This window comes from Streptomyces sp. NBC_00670 (assembly GCF_036226765.1).
Taxonomy (GTDB): Bacteria; Actinomycetota; Actinomycetes; order Streptomycetales; family Streptomycetaceae; genus Streptomyces.
The window spans coordinates 7,468,961-7,482,833 of sequence record NZ_CP109017.1 but is presented as its reverse complement, the minus strand read 5'-3'; the positions used below and the strand labels follow the sequence as shown (position 1 = coordinate 7,482,833).

The 13,873-nt window shown below is 73.7% G+C and carries 11 protein-coding genes, 1 tRNA gene and 1 pseudogene; 5 read left to right on the top strand and 8 right to left on the bottom strand.

The window, feature by feature from the left end; all coding sequences use genetic code 11:
- Positions 1–68: 68 nt before the first annotated feature.
- Positions 69–3,329, top strand: coding sequence for a formate dehydrogenase (fdh, locus tag OIE12_RS32960; protein ID WP_329141615.1), 3,261 nt, complete (start codon positions 69–71; stop codon positions 3,327–3,329).
- A gap of 28 nt (positions 3,330–3,357) precedes the next feature.
- Here fdh and selD read toward each other — a convergent pair whose 3' ends face one another.
- Positions 3,358–4,377: a selenide, water dikinase SelD gene (selD, locus tag OIE12_RS32955; protein ID WP_329141614.1), complete on the bottom strand. Its 1,020-nt coding sequence runs from the start codon at positions 4,375–4,377 to the stop codon at positions 3,358–3,360.
- A gap of 107 nt (positions 4,378–4,484) precedes the next feature.
- Between selD and OIE12_RS32950 the strand changes: the two genes are divergently transcribed.
- Positions 4,485–4,577 (top strand) — tRNA-Sec (locus OIE12_RS32950).
- A gap of 80 nt (positions 4,578–4,657) precedes the next feature.
- Here the strand turns inward: OIE12_RS32950 and OIE12_RS32945 are convergent.
- The 4 genes and pseudogenes from OIE12_RS32945 to OIE12_RS32930 all read right to left on the bottom strand — a co-directional run.
- Positions 4,658–6,433, bottom strand: a pseudogene (locus OIE12_RS32945) (SelB domain-containing protein); the annotation flags it as partial.
- 5 nt (positions 6,434–6,438) lie between these two features.
- A complete protein-coding gene (gene selA, locus OIE12_RS32940; RefSeq protein ID WP_329142374.1) occupies positions 6,439–7,719 on the bottom strand; it encodes an L-seryl-tRNA(Sec) selenium transferase in 1,281 nt (426 codons plus the stop codon).
- Positions 7,720–7,912: 193 nt separating this feature from the next.
- Positions 7,913–8,128, bottom strand: a complete 216-nt coding sequence (locus tag OIE12_RS32935; protein WP_329142372.1) for a hypothetical protein — start codon at positions 8,126–8,128, stop codon at positions 7,913–7,915.
- Positions 8,129–8,263: 135 nt separating this feature from the next.
- Positions 8,264–8,710 carry an Rrf2 family transcriptional regulator gene (locus tag OIE12_RS32930; protein WP_329141613.1) on the bottom strand — a complete coding sequence of 149 codons (447 nt, stop codon included), beginning with the start codon at positions 8,708–8,710 and terminating at the stop codon, positions 8,264–8,266.
- 82 nt (positions 8,711–8,792) lie between these two features.
- Between OIE12_RS32930 and OIE12_RS32925 the strand changes: the two genes are divergently transcribed.
- A complete protein-coding gene (locus OIE12_RS32925; protein ID WP_329141612.1) occupies positions 8,793–9,608 on the top strand; it encodes an MBL fold metallo-hydrolase in 816 nt (271 codons plus the stop codon).
- Positions 9,609–9,680: 72 nt separating this feature from the next.
- On the opposite strand, the gene OIE12_RS32920 is transcribed toward OIE12_RS32925, so the two are convergent.
- Positions 9,681–10,310 carry a TetR/AcrR family transcriptional regulator gene (locus OIE12_RS32920; protein ID WP_329141611.1) on the bottom strand — a complete coding sequence of 210 codons (630 nt, stop codon included), beginning with the start codon at positions 10,308–10,310 and terminating at the stop codon, positions 9,681–9,683.
- Between the two features lie 55 nt (positions 10,311–10,365).
- On the opposite strand from OIE12_RS32920, the gene OIE12_RS32915 reads away from it, so the two are divergent.
- The gene (locus tag OIE12_RS32915) at positions 10,366–11,331 is read left to right on the top strand and encodes an NADP-dependent oxidoreductase (protein WP_329141610.1); all 966 of its coding nucleotides are present in this window, start codon (positions 10,366–10,368) and stop codon (positions 11,329–11,331) included.
- Between the two features lie 104 nt (positions 11,332–11,435).
- On the opposite strand, the gene OIE12_RS32910 is transcribed toward OIE12_RS32915, so the two are convergent.
- Positions 11,436–11,801, bottom strand: a complete 366-nt coding sequence (locus OIE12_RS32910; protein WP_329141609.1) for a winged helix-turn-helix transcriptional regulator — start codon at positions 11,799–11,801, stop codon at positions 11,436–11,438.
- Positions 11,802–11,886: 85 nt separating this feature from the next.
- Here OIE12_RS32910 and OIE12_RS32905 point away from each other — a divergent pair, with 85 nt between their 5' ends.
- Positions 11,887–12,816 carry an NADP-dependent oxidoreductase gene (locus OIE12_RS32905; RefSeq protein ID WP_329141608.1) on the top strand — a complete coding sequence of 310 codons (930 nt, stop codon included), beginning with the start codon at positions 11,887–11,889 and terminating at the stop codon, positions 12,814–12,816.
- Between the two features lie 57 nt (positions 12,817–12,873).
- Here the strand turns inward: OIE12_RS32905 and OIE12_RS32900 are convergent, their stop codons facing one another.
- Positions 12,874–13,812: an SDR family oxidoreductase gene (locus tag OIE12_RS32900; protein ID WP_329141607.1), complete on the bottom strand. Its 939-nt coding sequence runs from the start codon at positions 13,810–13,812 to the stop codon at positions 12,874–12,876.
- Positions 13,813–13,873: the final 61 nt, after the last annotated feature.

Below are 13,873 nucleotides of genomic sequence, written 5' to 3'. Positions count from 1 at the left end.
ACGCCGGTTCCCCCCTCCCGTCAACTGGTCCGAGCGGCACCACGCGTGCTCGTCCGAAAGGTCATGTCATGGGCGTACGTACCTGGATCGACTCCTGGCCGGTCTACCGGCAGCTCAAGGGCACCGACCCACTGGGCCGCGGGGCCGCCGCCAAGAGCGGGCCCACCGCGCGGCTCACCCCCCGGGTGGCCTCGGCCGAACGGGTCGTCAAGTCGATCTGCCCGTACTGCGCCGTGGGCTGCGGCCAGAACGTGTACGTGGAGGACGACCGGGTCACCCAGATCGAGGGCGACCCCGACTCCCCCGTCTCACGCGGCCGGCTGTGTCCCAAGGGCGCCGCCAGTCTGCAGCTGACCACGGGCGGCGCGCGTGAACAGCACGTCCTGTACCGGCGTCCGCACGGCACCGAGTGGGAGCGGCTCGGCCTGGACACGGCGATGGACATGATCGCCGACCGGGTCGTCAAGGCCCGTCGGGCCGGCTGGCAGTGGGAGGTCGACGGCACCCGCACCCGGCGCACGCTGGGTGTCGCCAGTCTGGGCGGGGCGACGCTGGACAACGAGGAGAACTACCTCATCAAGAAGCTGTTCACCGCGCTCGGTGCCGTGCAGATCGAGAACCAGGCGCGTGTTTGACACTCCTCCACCGTTCCCAGTCTGGGAACCTCGTTCGGCCGCGGCGGCGCGACCACCTTCCAGCAGGACCTGCAGAACTCCGACTGCATCGTCATCGAGGGTTCCAACATGGCCGAGTGCCATCCGGTCGGGTTCCAGTGGGTGATGGAGGCCAAGGCGCGCGGCGCCAAGGTGATCCACGTCGACCCGCGGTTCACCCGCACCAGCGCGCTGGCCGATCTGCATGTGCCGCTGCGCGCGGGCACCGACATCGCCTTCCTCGGCGGGATCATCAACTACGTCCTGGGCAACGACAAGTACTTCCGTGACTACGTGGTGGCGTACACCAACGGCCCCGTCGTGCTGACCGAGGAGTTCGAGGACACCGAGGACCTCGACGGCGTGTTCTCCGGTCTCGACCGGGACGGCCGCAGCTACGACAACGGCACCTGGCAGTACGAGGGCATGGAGGTGCAGGCGGCCTCCGGCCAGCGGGACGAGGAGTACGAAAAGCGCACCGGCGGCGGGTCCTCGGTGTCGGAGGCGGCGGGCGGCGAGTCGCACGGGTCCGGCGGTGCCTCCCTCGGCGAGGGCGAGCCCGAGCGCGACGAGAGCATGACGCACCCGCGCTGTGTGTTCCAGGTGCTCAAGCGGCACTACGCCCGCTACACGCCCCGGATGGTGGAGGAGATCTGCGGGGTGCCGCAGGAGCTGTTCCGGCAGGTGTGCGAGCTGGTCACGGAGAACTCCGGCCGGGAGCGCACCACCGCCTTCGCCTACGCGGTCGGCTGGACGCAGCACACGGTGGGCGTGCAGTACATCCGCGCGGCGGCCGTGCTGCAGACCCTGCTCGGCAACATCGGCCGGCCCGGCGGCGGCATCCTCGCCCTGCGCGGACACGCCTCCATCCAGGGCTCCACCGACATCCCGACCCTGTTCAACCTGCTGCCGGGCTACATCCCGATGCCGCACGCGCACAAGCAGGAAAACCTGGACAGCTTCGTGAAGGCGGAGGCCGCGGAGAAGGGCTTCTGGGGCGACATGCGCTCCTACCTGGTCAGCCTGCTCAAGGCGTACTGGGGCGACGCGGCCCGCCCGGACAACGACTTCTGCTTCGACTACCTGCCGCGGCTGACCGGCTCGCACTCCACCTACGAGACGGTCATGGCCCAGCTCGAGGGGACGTGCAAGGGCTACTTCCTGATCGGCGAGAACCCGGCGGTCGGCTCGGCCAACGCGAAGATGCAGCGGCTGGGCATGGCGAACCTGGACTGGCTGGTCGTACGGGACTTCTCCCTCATCGAGTCGGCCACCTGGTGGAAGGACGGCCCGGAGATCGAGACCGGCGAGCTGCGCACCGAGGACATCGCCACCGAGGTGTTCTTCCTGCCGGCCGCCGCGCACACCGAGAAGGACGGCAGCTTCACCAACACCCAGCGGCTGCTGCAGTGGCACCACAAGGCCGTCGACCCGCCCGGCGAGGCGCGCAGCGACCTGTGGTTCACCTACCACCTGGGCCGGCTGATCCGGCAGAAGCTCGCCGGGTCGGCGGATCCGATGGACCGGCCGGTGCTCGACCTGACCTGGGACTACCCCACCAAGGGCGAGGAGGCGGAGCCGGACGCGGAGACGGTGCTCGCCGAGATCAACGGCTACAACGCCGACGGCGAGCCGCTGACCTCCTACGAGCAGCTCGAGCCGGACGGCTCCACCGCGTGCGGCTGCTGGATCTACTGCGGCGTCCACACCGACGGCGTCAACCAGGCCGCCCGCCGCAAGCCGGGCAAGGAGCAGAACTGGGTGGCCAACGAGTGGGGCTGGGCGTGGCCCGCCAACCGGCGCATCCTGTACAACCGTGCCTCGGCCGACCCGGACGGCAGACCGTGGAGCGAGCGCAAGGCGCTGGTGTGGTGGGACGAGGAGAAGGCGGAGTGGACCGGCCACGACATCGCCGACTTCTCCAAGGACAAGTCCCCCCACCATCAACCGCCGCCGGACGCGAAGGGCCCCGAGGCCCTGTCGGGCACCGACGCGTTCGTGATGCAGGCCGACGGCAAGGCCTGGCTGTACGTGCCCGCAGGGCTCACCGACGGCCCGCTGCCGGCCCACTACGAGCCGCAGGACTCGCCGTTCCCGAACCTTCTCTACGGGCAACAGCGCAACCCCGTGCGGCAGTTGATGCCGCCGCATCCGGACAACCGCTATCAGCCCAGCGGGGGCGAGCCGGGTACGGAGGTGTTCCCGTACGTGGCCACCACCTACCGGCTCACCGAGCACCACACGGCGGGCGGTATGTCGCGCTGGCAGCCGTATCTCGCGGAGCTGCAGCCGGAGTTCTTCTGCGAGGTGTCGCCGGAACTCGCCACCGAGCGGGGTCTGGAGCACACCGGCTGGGCGACGATCGTCAGTGCCCGGGGCGTGGTGGAGGCGCGGGTGCTGGTCACCGACCGGATGGCACCACTGACGGTGCACGGCCGCACCCTGCACCAGGTGGGCCTGCCCTACCACTGGGGGCCCAACGGGTACACCACGGGGGACGCGGCCAACGAGCTGACCCATCTGTCCCTCGACCCCAACACCCACATCCAGGAGACGAAGGCGTTCGCGGTGGACATCCGCCCGGGCCGCCGCCCCCGGGGCCCGGCCTCGGTGGAGCTGGTCCGCTCCTACCGGGCACGGGCGGGCATCGACGAACACACGGGTACCGAGCCGTGATCCGCGGGCGGCGCCCGGCGCGTGGGCCTCACTTCAGGACGATCGAGTGGGGCCCGCGCGGGATCAGTTCGCCGATCACGGGGGCGCCCGGGATCTCCCCGGCGACGAGCAGGCCGCCGGAGGTCTGGGCGTCGGCCAGCAGCAGCCGGGTGTCGGCGTCCGTCCCCCCGAAGTCGGTGAACGGCGCCACCCAGTCCAGGTTCCGCCGGGTGCCGCCGCTGACGTAGCCGTCCCGGACGGCCTCGCGTGCCCCGTCCAGGTAGGGCACGGCGGCGGTGTCGAGCACCGCGCTCACGCCGGACGCCCGCGCGAGTTTGTGCAGATGGCCGAGGAGCCCGAACCCGGTGACGTCCGTGGCGCAGGCCGCCCCGGCGGCCAGGGCCGCCTCGGACGCCTCCCGGTTGAGGGCCGTCATGGTGGCCACGGCCTGCGCGAACCGCTCGCCGGTGGCCTTGTGCCGGTTGTTCAGTACACCGAGGCCGAGGGGCTTGGTGAGGGAGAGGGGCTGGCCGGGCCGGCCGGCGTCGTTGCGCAGCAGCCGCGCCGGGTCGGCGAGCCCGGTGACGGCCATCCCGTACTTGGGTTCGGGATCGTCCACACTGTGCCCGCCCCCGACATGGCACCCGGCCTCCGCGGCGGTCTCCAGACCGCCGCGCAGCACCTCGCGGGCCAGGTCGAGCGGGAGCAGGTCGCGCGGCCAGGCCAGGAGGTTGACGGCGAGGACGGGACGGCCGCCCATGGCGTACACGTCGGACAGGGCGTTGGCCGCGGCGACGCGCCCCCAGTCGTAGGGGTCGTCGACTACCGGGGTGAAGAAGTCGGCGGTGGACACCATCGCCTGCGCGGGCCCGCCGCCGGGCGTGGGGAGGAGGACGACGGCGGCGTCGTCCCCGGTGGCCGCACCGACCAGCAGGGGCGTGCCGGCCGGAAGCGGCACGGACAACCCGCCGAGCATGTCCTCCAGTTCACCGGGCGGGATCTTGCAGGCGCAGCCGCCGCCGTGGGCGAACTGGGTGAGCCGTACGGGGGTTTCGCGGGTGGTGGTCATGCCGGGGCTCCTCGGGGGACGGGTCGTGCGGGGCCGGTGGGGCGCGGCACGCGGGGCGGCGGGCGATACCGGGACATACAAGACCTTCCAGTACCGTGGCGGGAGGTGGAGGCGTGTGGGTGCCTGGTGGCCCTCCCGGTCTTCAAAACCGAGGTGCCCGAGGATCTCGGGCAGGCGGGTTCGATTCCCGTCCGCCTCCGTCCGCCTTCTCCTCCCCCTCCTCCATTTCCGTCCGCCCCTCCCTTTCCGGCCCTTCCAGCCCTTCCGGCTCTTCCGTTCCTTCCGGCCGGCAGCGTCTGCGCTGGTCGTCCACCCGTTCGGTGAGCCGGCGGGCGTCGAGGAACTCCAGGAGCGGCACGGCGACCCGGCGGGTGGTGTCGAGGGCCTTGCGGGCCTCGCTGAGCGTGAAGGGCCCCGGCAGCCGGCGCAGTACCGCCGCGGCCCGCTCGTCCGCCCCCGGCAGCAGCACGACGGCCTCGGCGATCCGCAGCAGCGCGCCCGCCCGCACGGCGGCGGCCAACGCCTTGCGGGTGAGCCCCAGTTGGGCGAGCCGATCGGCCTCGGGAGCGCGGAAGGGCGCCTTCTCCAGCTCGTGCCGCAGGGCGTCCACGGCGGCCCGCAGCGGCGGCGGCAGGGCGGGGCCTGCACTCTCGGGGCCGTACAACCTCCCGTCCCGGCACAGCAGTTCCTCCGTGCCGGGGGTGCGGGCGAGGGCGTCCACGAGGGCCCGGTCGGGCAGGTCGAGGAGCCGTCGGGCGGCTTCGGTGGGCAGGCCGGGCTCCATGGGGTGCCGGCGCGCGTGGCGTTCGGTCTCGACGGCCAGTCGTTCACGCAGCCGCGCCCAGTGGGAGTCGTCGGCCAGCCAGTCGCCGGTGACGGGCTCGACGGGCGCGGGCACGCCCATCGCCAGGAGCTCCGAGCGGCGGACGAGACCGCGTCGGCGCAGCTCGCCCGTGCCGTCGGGGCGGCCCGTCATCGTGGCGAGTTCGGCCGCTCTGGCCCGGCCCGCGCCCCGGCGGTGCAGGCGTGGCGGGCGCACGTCGAGCACGGTCACGGCGCGGGGCGGGCGCCCGCCGCCTGGTTCGCGCAGGACCGCGCGGTCCCCGACGCGCAGCGGCAGCCGCCGGCCGAGGGTCAGCCTGGCGGTGTCCTCGCCCAGGGGGCGGACGGTCACCGGGACGGCCGCCGTACCGAGGTGCAGCGTCACCGTCCGGGCCAGTTCGCCGGCCGGTTCGCCGGTGACGCGGACGTCGGCGAGATCCGTCAGCAGCCAGCGGTCCGGGGTCAGCAGCACCGTGCCGCGCCGCAGAGCGCCGTCCGGTGTGCCGTGGACGTTGACCGCGACACGGGCCACGCCGCTGACGGAGGTCCGCTGCTCCTGGAGGCACTGCAGCCCGCGCACCCTGAGTTCGGCCGGGCCCTCCCCGGTCACCAGGCGGTCGCCGACGCGCAGGGTGCCCGCGCCGAGGGTGCCGGTCACGACGGTGCCGTGCCCGCGCACGGTGAAGACACGGTCCAGCCACAGCCGTACGTCGGCGTCGGCGGGCGGCACGGGCAGGGCGCGGGCCAGCCGGCTCAACTCGCGGCGCAGGTCGTCCAGTCCGGCTCCGGTGAACGCGCTCACCGCGACGGAGGGCACGGCGCCCAGCGAGGTGCCGGCCAGCCGCTCCACTGCGTCCGCGCGTACGGGTTCGGGGTCGGCGAGATCGCTGCGGGTGACGGCGAGGACGGCGTGCCGTACCCCCAGGGCGTCGAGGAGCGCCAGGTGTTCCTGGGACTGGGGCTGCCAGCCCTGGTCGGCGGCGACCACGAACAGGACGGCGGGGACGGGGCCGGCCCCGGCGAGCATGGTGGGCACGAACCTCTCGTGTCCCGGGACGTCCACGAAGGCCAGGTGCTCGCCGTCGGCGTCGGGGGGCGTCCATACGAAGCCGAGGTCGAGGGTGAGTCCGCGGCGGCGTTCCTCCTCGTGGCGGTCGGGTTCCATGCCGGTCAGGGCCCGCACCAGGGCGGACTTGCCGTGGTCGACGTGGCCCGCGGTGGCCAGCACCCGCATGGCGTTCACCTCCCGTCCGGTGCGGCCGTCCGCACCGCCTCGGCGAGCCGGTCGTCGTCCTCCGGTTCCACCGCCCGCAGATCGAGCAGACAGCGCCCCGCCTCCAGCCGGCCCACCACGGGGGCCGGGCCGGTGCGCAGTGCGGCGGCGTACGGCTCGGGCAGGGACAGCGCCGCGCTGGGCAGTTCCACTCCCGGCGCGCCTCCGCCGCCGACGGTGGCGGTGCAGGTCACGGCCTGTACGTCGACGCCGCTGGCGCCCAGCTCGGCGGCGAGCCGCTCGGCGCGGTGCGTCAGTGCGCGGGGATCGGCGGCCAGGGCCCGGGCGGTGGGGGTCTCGGGGCCCGTGAGGGTGGCCTCCAGGGCGGCCAGGGCGAGCTTGTCCACCCGCAGGGCGCGGGCCAGGGGGTGCCGGGCCAGGGTGCGGACGAGGTCGCCGTCGCCGAGGAGGAGTCCGCACTGGGGTCCGCCGAGCAGTTTGTCACCGCTCGCGGTGACCAGCGCGGCGCCGTCCCGCAGTGCGGTCTCCGCGTCGGGCTCGTCGGGCAGCAGCGGGTGCGGGCCGAGCAGCCCGGAACCGATGTCGACGACCAGGGGCACGCCGAGCGCGGCCAGGTCACGGGTCGGGGCGGCGCGGGTGAAGCCGGTGACGCGGAAGTTGGAGGGGTGGACCCTCAGGACGAACGCGGTCTCCGGGCCGATCGCGTCGGCGTAGTCCGCGGCGTTCGTACGGTTGGTGGTCCCCACCTCGCGGAGCCGTGCTCCGGTGGAGACGAGCAGGTCGGGCAGCCGGAAGCCGTCCCCGATCTCCACCATCTCGCCGCGGCCGATGACGATCTCCCGGCCGGCGGCGAGCGCGGTGGCGGCGAGGAGGAGGGCGGCGGCACCGTTGTTGACGACATGCGCCGCGGCGGCGGACGGCACCCGTCCGCACAGCGCTTCCAGGGCGGAACGGCCGCGACGGGCGCGGACGCCGGTGCGCAGGTCCAGTTCGACGTCGGTCGGGCCCGCGGCGTCCCGGACCGCCTGCCGGGCCGCGGCCGACAGCGCGGCCCGGCCGAGGTTGGTGTGGAGCAGCACCCCGGTGGCGTTGATCACCGGGCGCAGCCCGCCGGCCGTGGGCGGCAGCAGCGCCACCGCCGTGTCCGCCACCTCCTCGGGGGCGACGGTGCCGTGGCGTGCGCGCCGCTGCGCCCGGTGGACCGCGGCCTTCACCGGTCGCGGCCCGAGCCGGGTGATCGCGGCCGCCAGCCGCGGGTCGGCGAGGAGGACATCCGTGCGCGGGATGCGCCGGCGCGCATCGCTTCCGTTCCGGTCGTTTCCGTTCTGGTCGCTTCCGTTCGGGTTGTGTCCGGCGGTGCGGTGGCCCGGTGCGGAGCGGTCGCGAAGGGCTTGCGGCGCTCCCGGCCCGGCGCCCTCCCCCGCTCCGGATGCCTCTCGCGTCCACCGCTCCGCGCCCCGCTGGTCCACGCCGACGCCGTTATTTCTCGTAGTTGGCCAGCGCCAGGCCCAGAGCGAAGAACGTGGGTGCCCACTCCCCGACGAAGAGCCCCCAGCGGTCCGCCCGCTCCTCGCCCTTCTTCTCCACCCGCAGCGACACGCTCCACGAGACGACGGTCAGACCGATGGAGGCGAATCCTGCCGCGTAGGCGTGCTCGGAGCGGATCCCGGAGTCGTGCAGCTTCTTGACGATCACGGCGGTGCTCGCTTTCGTGTCGGGGAGAGCGGATCTGCGGTCCACTTCAGCCGCACCCCGACGGCTGCGCCAATCGGCACAGCCATTCGGGCCCCTGCCCCGCGGCGGACCCGCCGGCTGCCGCGGGGGGGGCGGTCAGCCGCCGAGCAGTGGCCGCAAGTCCCCCAGCGCGCCCGTGAGGACGTCGCGGACGGTGAAGCGGCGCAGCGTGGCCGCCACCGCGTCGGCGACCGTCCGGTCGAGCGCGGTCAGGCTCCGCTGCACATGGCGGCCGGTGGCGCAGTCCGGGTCCGGCCCGTGCAGCCCGAGCACCGGGTCGGCGCCCTGGAGCAGCGACCAGACCTGTTCAAGAGTGATCACGGAGGGGTCCGCCGCCAGTTCCCAGCCTCCACGGACGCCGGGGCGCGAGCGCACGAGCGCGGCCTCGCGCAGCGGACCGAGGACGCGGCGCACATAGACGGGGTTGACGTTGGCGCTCTTGGAGAGCTCCTCGGAGCTCACCGCGTGCCCTTCGGTGACGCCCGCCAGGTACGTCAGCACATGGACGGCGACGGCGAACTGGGTGTTGGTGGATCGGGCCATGGGGCCATCTTGCCATTTCGTAACCGCCGTGGCTACGCTTACCGAAATCGCAATCAACATGATTACAGTTAGAGGACCCGCCGTGACCACGCACACCGCCAACGACACACTCCGTCTGCGCCGCCTGGGCTGGGCGGGGGTGGAGGTCCGACTGGGCGACACCAGGGTGCTGATCGACCCGCTGGAGAACGTCGAGCCGCTGGAGCCCGTGCTCGGGAAGCCCAAGCGGCCGCTGCCCCCCGTCGAGGCGTCCGCCGGAACCCACACCCTGATCACCCATCTGCACCCCGACCACTACGACCGCGAGCTGATCACGCGCCTCGCCGCGTACGGCACCGTCGGGTGCCACGCGCCGCTCGCGCCGGCGCTGGCGGAGGACGGCGTCGAGGCCACCCCGCAGGAACTGGGCCGGCCGCGCCGCATCGGCCCGCTGACGGTGACGCCCGTCGCCTCGCTGGACTGGCGGGGCACCGACTCCGACCAGGTGGCCTGGGTCGTGGAGGGCGCCGGTGCCCGGATCATCCACTGCGGGGACACCATGTGGCACGGCAACTGGTGGCAGATCGCCCGCGATCACGGTCCCTTCGACGTCGCCTTCCTGCCGGTCAACGGCGTCATCGCGAAGTTCGAGGGGTACGAGGTGGACGTGCCCGTCACCCTGACGCCCGAGCAGGCCGTCGAGGCCGCGGCGGCTCTCGGCGCCACCGCCGCCTGCGCCATCCACTACGAACTGTTCGACAACCCGCCCACCTACGTCGAACAGCCCGCCATCGCCGAGCGCTTCGCCCGCGCCGCCGCGAAGCGCGGCCTCACGGCCCACCTGAGCGGCGACGGCGAGACCGTACCGCTGACCACGGGGCCCCGGCAGGAGGCCGGGGTCGCGGAGACGACGGCCTGACTCCTCCGGCGGGCGGGCCGGCCGGGCCGCGCGCCCTCGACGAAGCCGCATTCTCTGCCCGGACCGGGCGTCCTACGGTTCGAGGGAGCTCGGCCGCGCGGTGGGGCGGAGGCCGTCCATCAGGAGGTTCAGGAGGCGGGCGGCCATGGCCTCGCGGCCGGGGCGGGGGGTCACGGTGAAGATGCCGATGAGCGAGGCGGCGACGTCCTCGGCGGTGACGTCGGGGCGGAGGTCGCCCGCCGCGCGGCCCGCGTCGAGGATCGTGGTGACGGCGGTCAGCAGCTCGGTCCGGGTCTGCCCATGGGTGATCTCGCCCGACTCGATCATGGCGAGGAGCGTGTCGAGCATGCCGTTCTTCGCGGCGATCCAGTCCCCGAACAGATCCATCCAGCGCCGCATCGCCGCCGCCGGGGGAAGCTCGCCGAGCAGTTCGCGGGCGCCGGTCGTCAGCCGTGCGACCTGGTCCTGGTAGACCGCGTCGACCAGTGACTCGCGGGTCGGGAAGTGCCGGTAGAGCGTGGCGATGCCGACCCCGGCCTCGCGGGCTATCGCGCGCATCGACGGCTCGGCGTCGGCCGACATGAAGACGCGGGTGGCCACCGCGAGCAGCTGGTCGCGATTACGGACCGCGTCCGCCCGCGGGGTGCGCACCACCCCCCCGGAGGAAGTGGAACGCGCTCCGTTTCTGTTACTGTCACTCATGAAACGGAGCATAGTCCGTTTCGGCGCTTCCCCCTTCCCGAGGAGACAGCCGCACATGCAGGCACAGAGTGAGCACACGCCCACGGGCGACAGCAGGGCGGTCCGGCTGGAGGCGTTCGGCGGCCCCGGCGTACTGGACGTCCGCGAGGTTCCCGCGCCGCAGGCCGGTCCGGGACAGATCCGGGTGCGGGTCACCGCGGCCGGACTGAACCCGATGGACTGGATCATGACCGCCGACGCGGACACCGCCGCCCGGTTCGGCCTGACCCTGCCGGCCGGGTTCGGGACCGACTACGCGGGCGTGGTCGACCAGGTCGGTGCCGGCGTGACGGGTTTCGCCCCCGGTGACCGGGTGTTCGGGGGCGCGCTGTCCCGCGCGGTCGCCGACTTCGTCGTCGTCGACCCGGCCGGGGACACCGCGGCGAACGAGGCCCACCACACGCCCGCAGGCGTCGACGACCGCACCGCCGCCACCCTCACCATCGCGGGGCGCACGGCGGCCGCCGCCCTCGCCGCGGTCGGCCCCGGCCCGGGCGACACGGTGCTGATCGGCGGCGCCGGGGGCGGGGTCGGGGTGTTCGCCGTCCAGCTGGCCCGGATCGCGGGAGCGCGCGTGATCGGGACGGGATCGGCGGCCTCGGCCGACTACCTGCGCGAGCTCGGAGCCGAGCCGGTCGCCTACGGCGAGGGCCTGGCCGACCGGGTCCGCGCCCTCGCCCCCGGCGGCATCGCCGCCGCCGTCGACCTGCACGGGGTGGAGACCGTGCACGTCGCGCGGGAGCTCGGCGTCCCCGACAGCCGCATCTGCACCATCGCCGCACAGGTCGACGGCGTGGCGGCGGCCAACGGGGCGAACGCGGCGCCCGGCGCCCTGGAGGAGATCGCCGGCCTGGTCGCGGCGGGCCGGCTGTGGGTGCCCGTCGCGGCCACCTTCCCGATCGAGGAGATCCGCCGCGCGGCCGAACTCCAGGCCGGCCGGCACGTACGGGGAAAGGTCGTCATCGACCTCGCCACCGCCTGACGGTGCCGCCGGGGCGGCACCGCGGACAGGGTGCGGGGCGCGTCCGCGAGAAGCGCTCGCGACCGCTGGACGTGCCCGCGCCGGCCGAGTGGGCGCGGCGCCGGTTACGCCTCGGGGGCCGCGTCGAGGGCGTCGAGGACCGCCTCGCCGTTCGCGCGCGCCCACTCGGTCAGCATATGGATCGGCTCGATCAACGTCGCCCCGAGGGGGGTGAGTTCGTACTCGACGCGGGGCGGCACCTCGGCGTAGGCGTGGCGGCGGATGAGGCCGTGCGCCTGGAGCCGCCGGAGGGTCTGGGTGAGGACCTTGCGGGAGATGCCGCCGATCAGTTCGATCAGCTCGCCGTGACGCACCGGACCCTGCTTGAGTCCGTAGAGCACGACCACCGTCCACTTGTCGGCGATCAGTTCGACCGCGAGGCGTGCCGGGCAGTCGGCGAGGAAGACGTCACCGCGACCGAATCCGCTCATGGCGCCAAAGGTACCTGGTGGTTCCTGTCGGATACCTAGCCTGGTTGATCTCTTCCTTTCCCCTTACTGCTCAGCCAGGAGAGTCATGCGAGTCATCACCCAGCACACGCTCGGCGCTCCCGAGGTGCTCACCGTCGTGGACGCGCCCGAGCCCCGGCCGCTGCCGACGGAGGTCCTCGTCCGGGTCCGGGCGATCGGGCTGAACCCGCTGGAGGCGCGGCTGCGCGCCGGCGAGTTCCCGCTGCTCGGCCGGCCCCCGTTCGTCCTCGGCTGGGACATCAGCGGCGTGGTCGAGGACGCGCCGGGGACCTGGCGGTTCCGGCCCGGCGACGAGGTGTTCGGGATGCCGCTCTTCCCGCGGGCGGCCAACGGATACGCCGAGCTCGTGGCGGCGCCCGCGTTGCACCTCGTCCGCAGGCCTGCCGCGCTCTCGCACGTCGAGGCGGCGGCACTGCCGATCGTCGGGCTGACGGCGTGGCAGGGCCTGGTCGATCTCGCCGGAGTGGGCGAGGGGGACCGTGTGCTCGTCCACGGCGGCGGGGGCGGGGTCGGCCATGTGGCGATCCAGATCGCCAAGGCGCTCGGCGCGCACGTGATCACCACGGCGAGCGCCGGCAAGCGGGAGTTCGTCGAAGGGCTCGGCGCCGACGAGGTGATCGACTACACGAGTGCCGACTTCGCCGGGGCGGTCCGCGACGTCGACGTCGTGCTCGACACCATCGGCGGCGACACCGCCGAGCGGTCGCTGAAGGTGCTGCGCCCGGGCGGCCATCTGGTGACGGCGGTCGCCGAGGAGGACACGGGGCTCATCGCCGCGTACGAAGCGGCCGGTCTGCGCTTCAGCGGCATCGCGGTCGACCCGGATCCGGTCGCCCTGCGAGGTCTCGTCGGCCTCGTCGAAGAGGGCGGGCTCCGGGTGCACGTCCAGGAGACGTTCCCGTTCGAGCGCGTCGCCGACGCACACCGGCTGCTCGACGACGGCCACCTCCAGGGCAAGCTCGCCCTCACCCTGTGACGGCGCCAAACCTCCCCGCGGCGCGCTCCGGCAGGGGCTGAGCCGGGCGCTTTCCCGTCACCCGCAGCGCACCCCGGTCAGCTCCTCGGAGCGTGCCCAGACCCGGCTGGCCTCGTCCGCGCTCCGCAGCCGGCTGTAGAGCTTCTGCGGCGCGGGCGGCCCGCCCAGGTGGCCGGGGCCGCTGGGGCCGTAGAACGCTCCGCGTTCCGCGTCGGGCGAGGTGGCGGCGTACAGCGCGGGGAGCTGTGCGGTGCGGACCGTGCCGAGGAGGATGCCGCGGGCGGACAGCGCCCGGATGACGCGTACGCCCACGGTGTCCTTGGCGCGGCCCAGTTCGGGGCGGGCGGCCAGGAGGCTGGTGGGCGCGACGCCCGGATGGGACAGATTGCTGGTGATGCCCCAGTCACCGGCCGCGCTGCGCCGGTCCAGTTCCAGTCCGAACAGCCCGAACGCGATCTTCGACTGGCTGTAGGCGCGCCCGCCGCTGTAGGAGCGTTCCCAGTTCAGGTCCTCCCAGTTGATGGCGTACTGGTTCGCCGCGACGCTGATCTGCGAGGTCACGCGGGCGCGGCCGGCCCGCAGCAGTGGCAGCAGGCGGGCGACGAGGGCGAAGTGGCCGAGGTGGTTGGTGCCGAACTGCAGCTCGAACCCGTCCGCGGTCGTCTGCCGCTCGGGCGGTGTCATGACGCCGGCGTTGTTGACGAGCAGGTGGATCGGACGGTCCTCCGCCAGCAGGGTCTCGCCCAGCGCCCGGACGGACGTCAGGGAGGACAGGTCCAGCGTGCGCAGGGACACGTCCGCGCCGGGGACCCGCGCGCGGATCGCGTCGAGCGCCGCCTGACCCTTGCGCGGGTTGCGGACCGGCAGCAGCACCTCCGCGCCGGCCGCCGCGAGGCGGGTCGCGAGGCCGAGTCCGATGCCGTCGCTCGCGCCGGTGACGACGGCGCGCTTGCCGGACAGATCGGGGACGGTGAGATCGAAGTCGGTTCGTGGCATGGCGGGAGCTCCCTCGTGGTGTCGTTGCTGCCACCGTGACCGAGTCCGGCGGCGGGGTGCA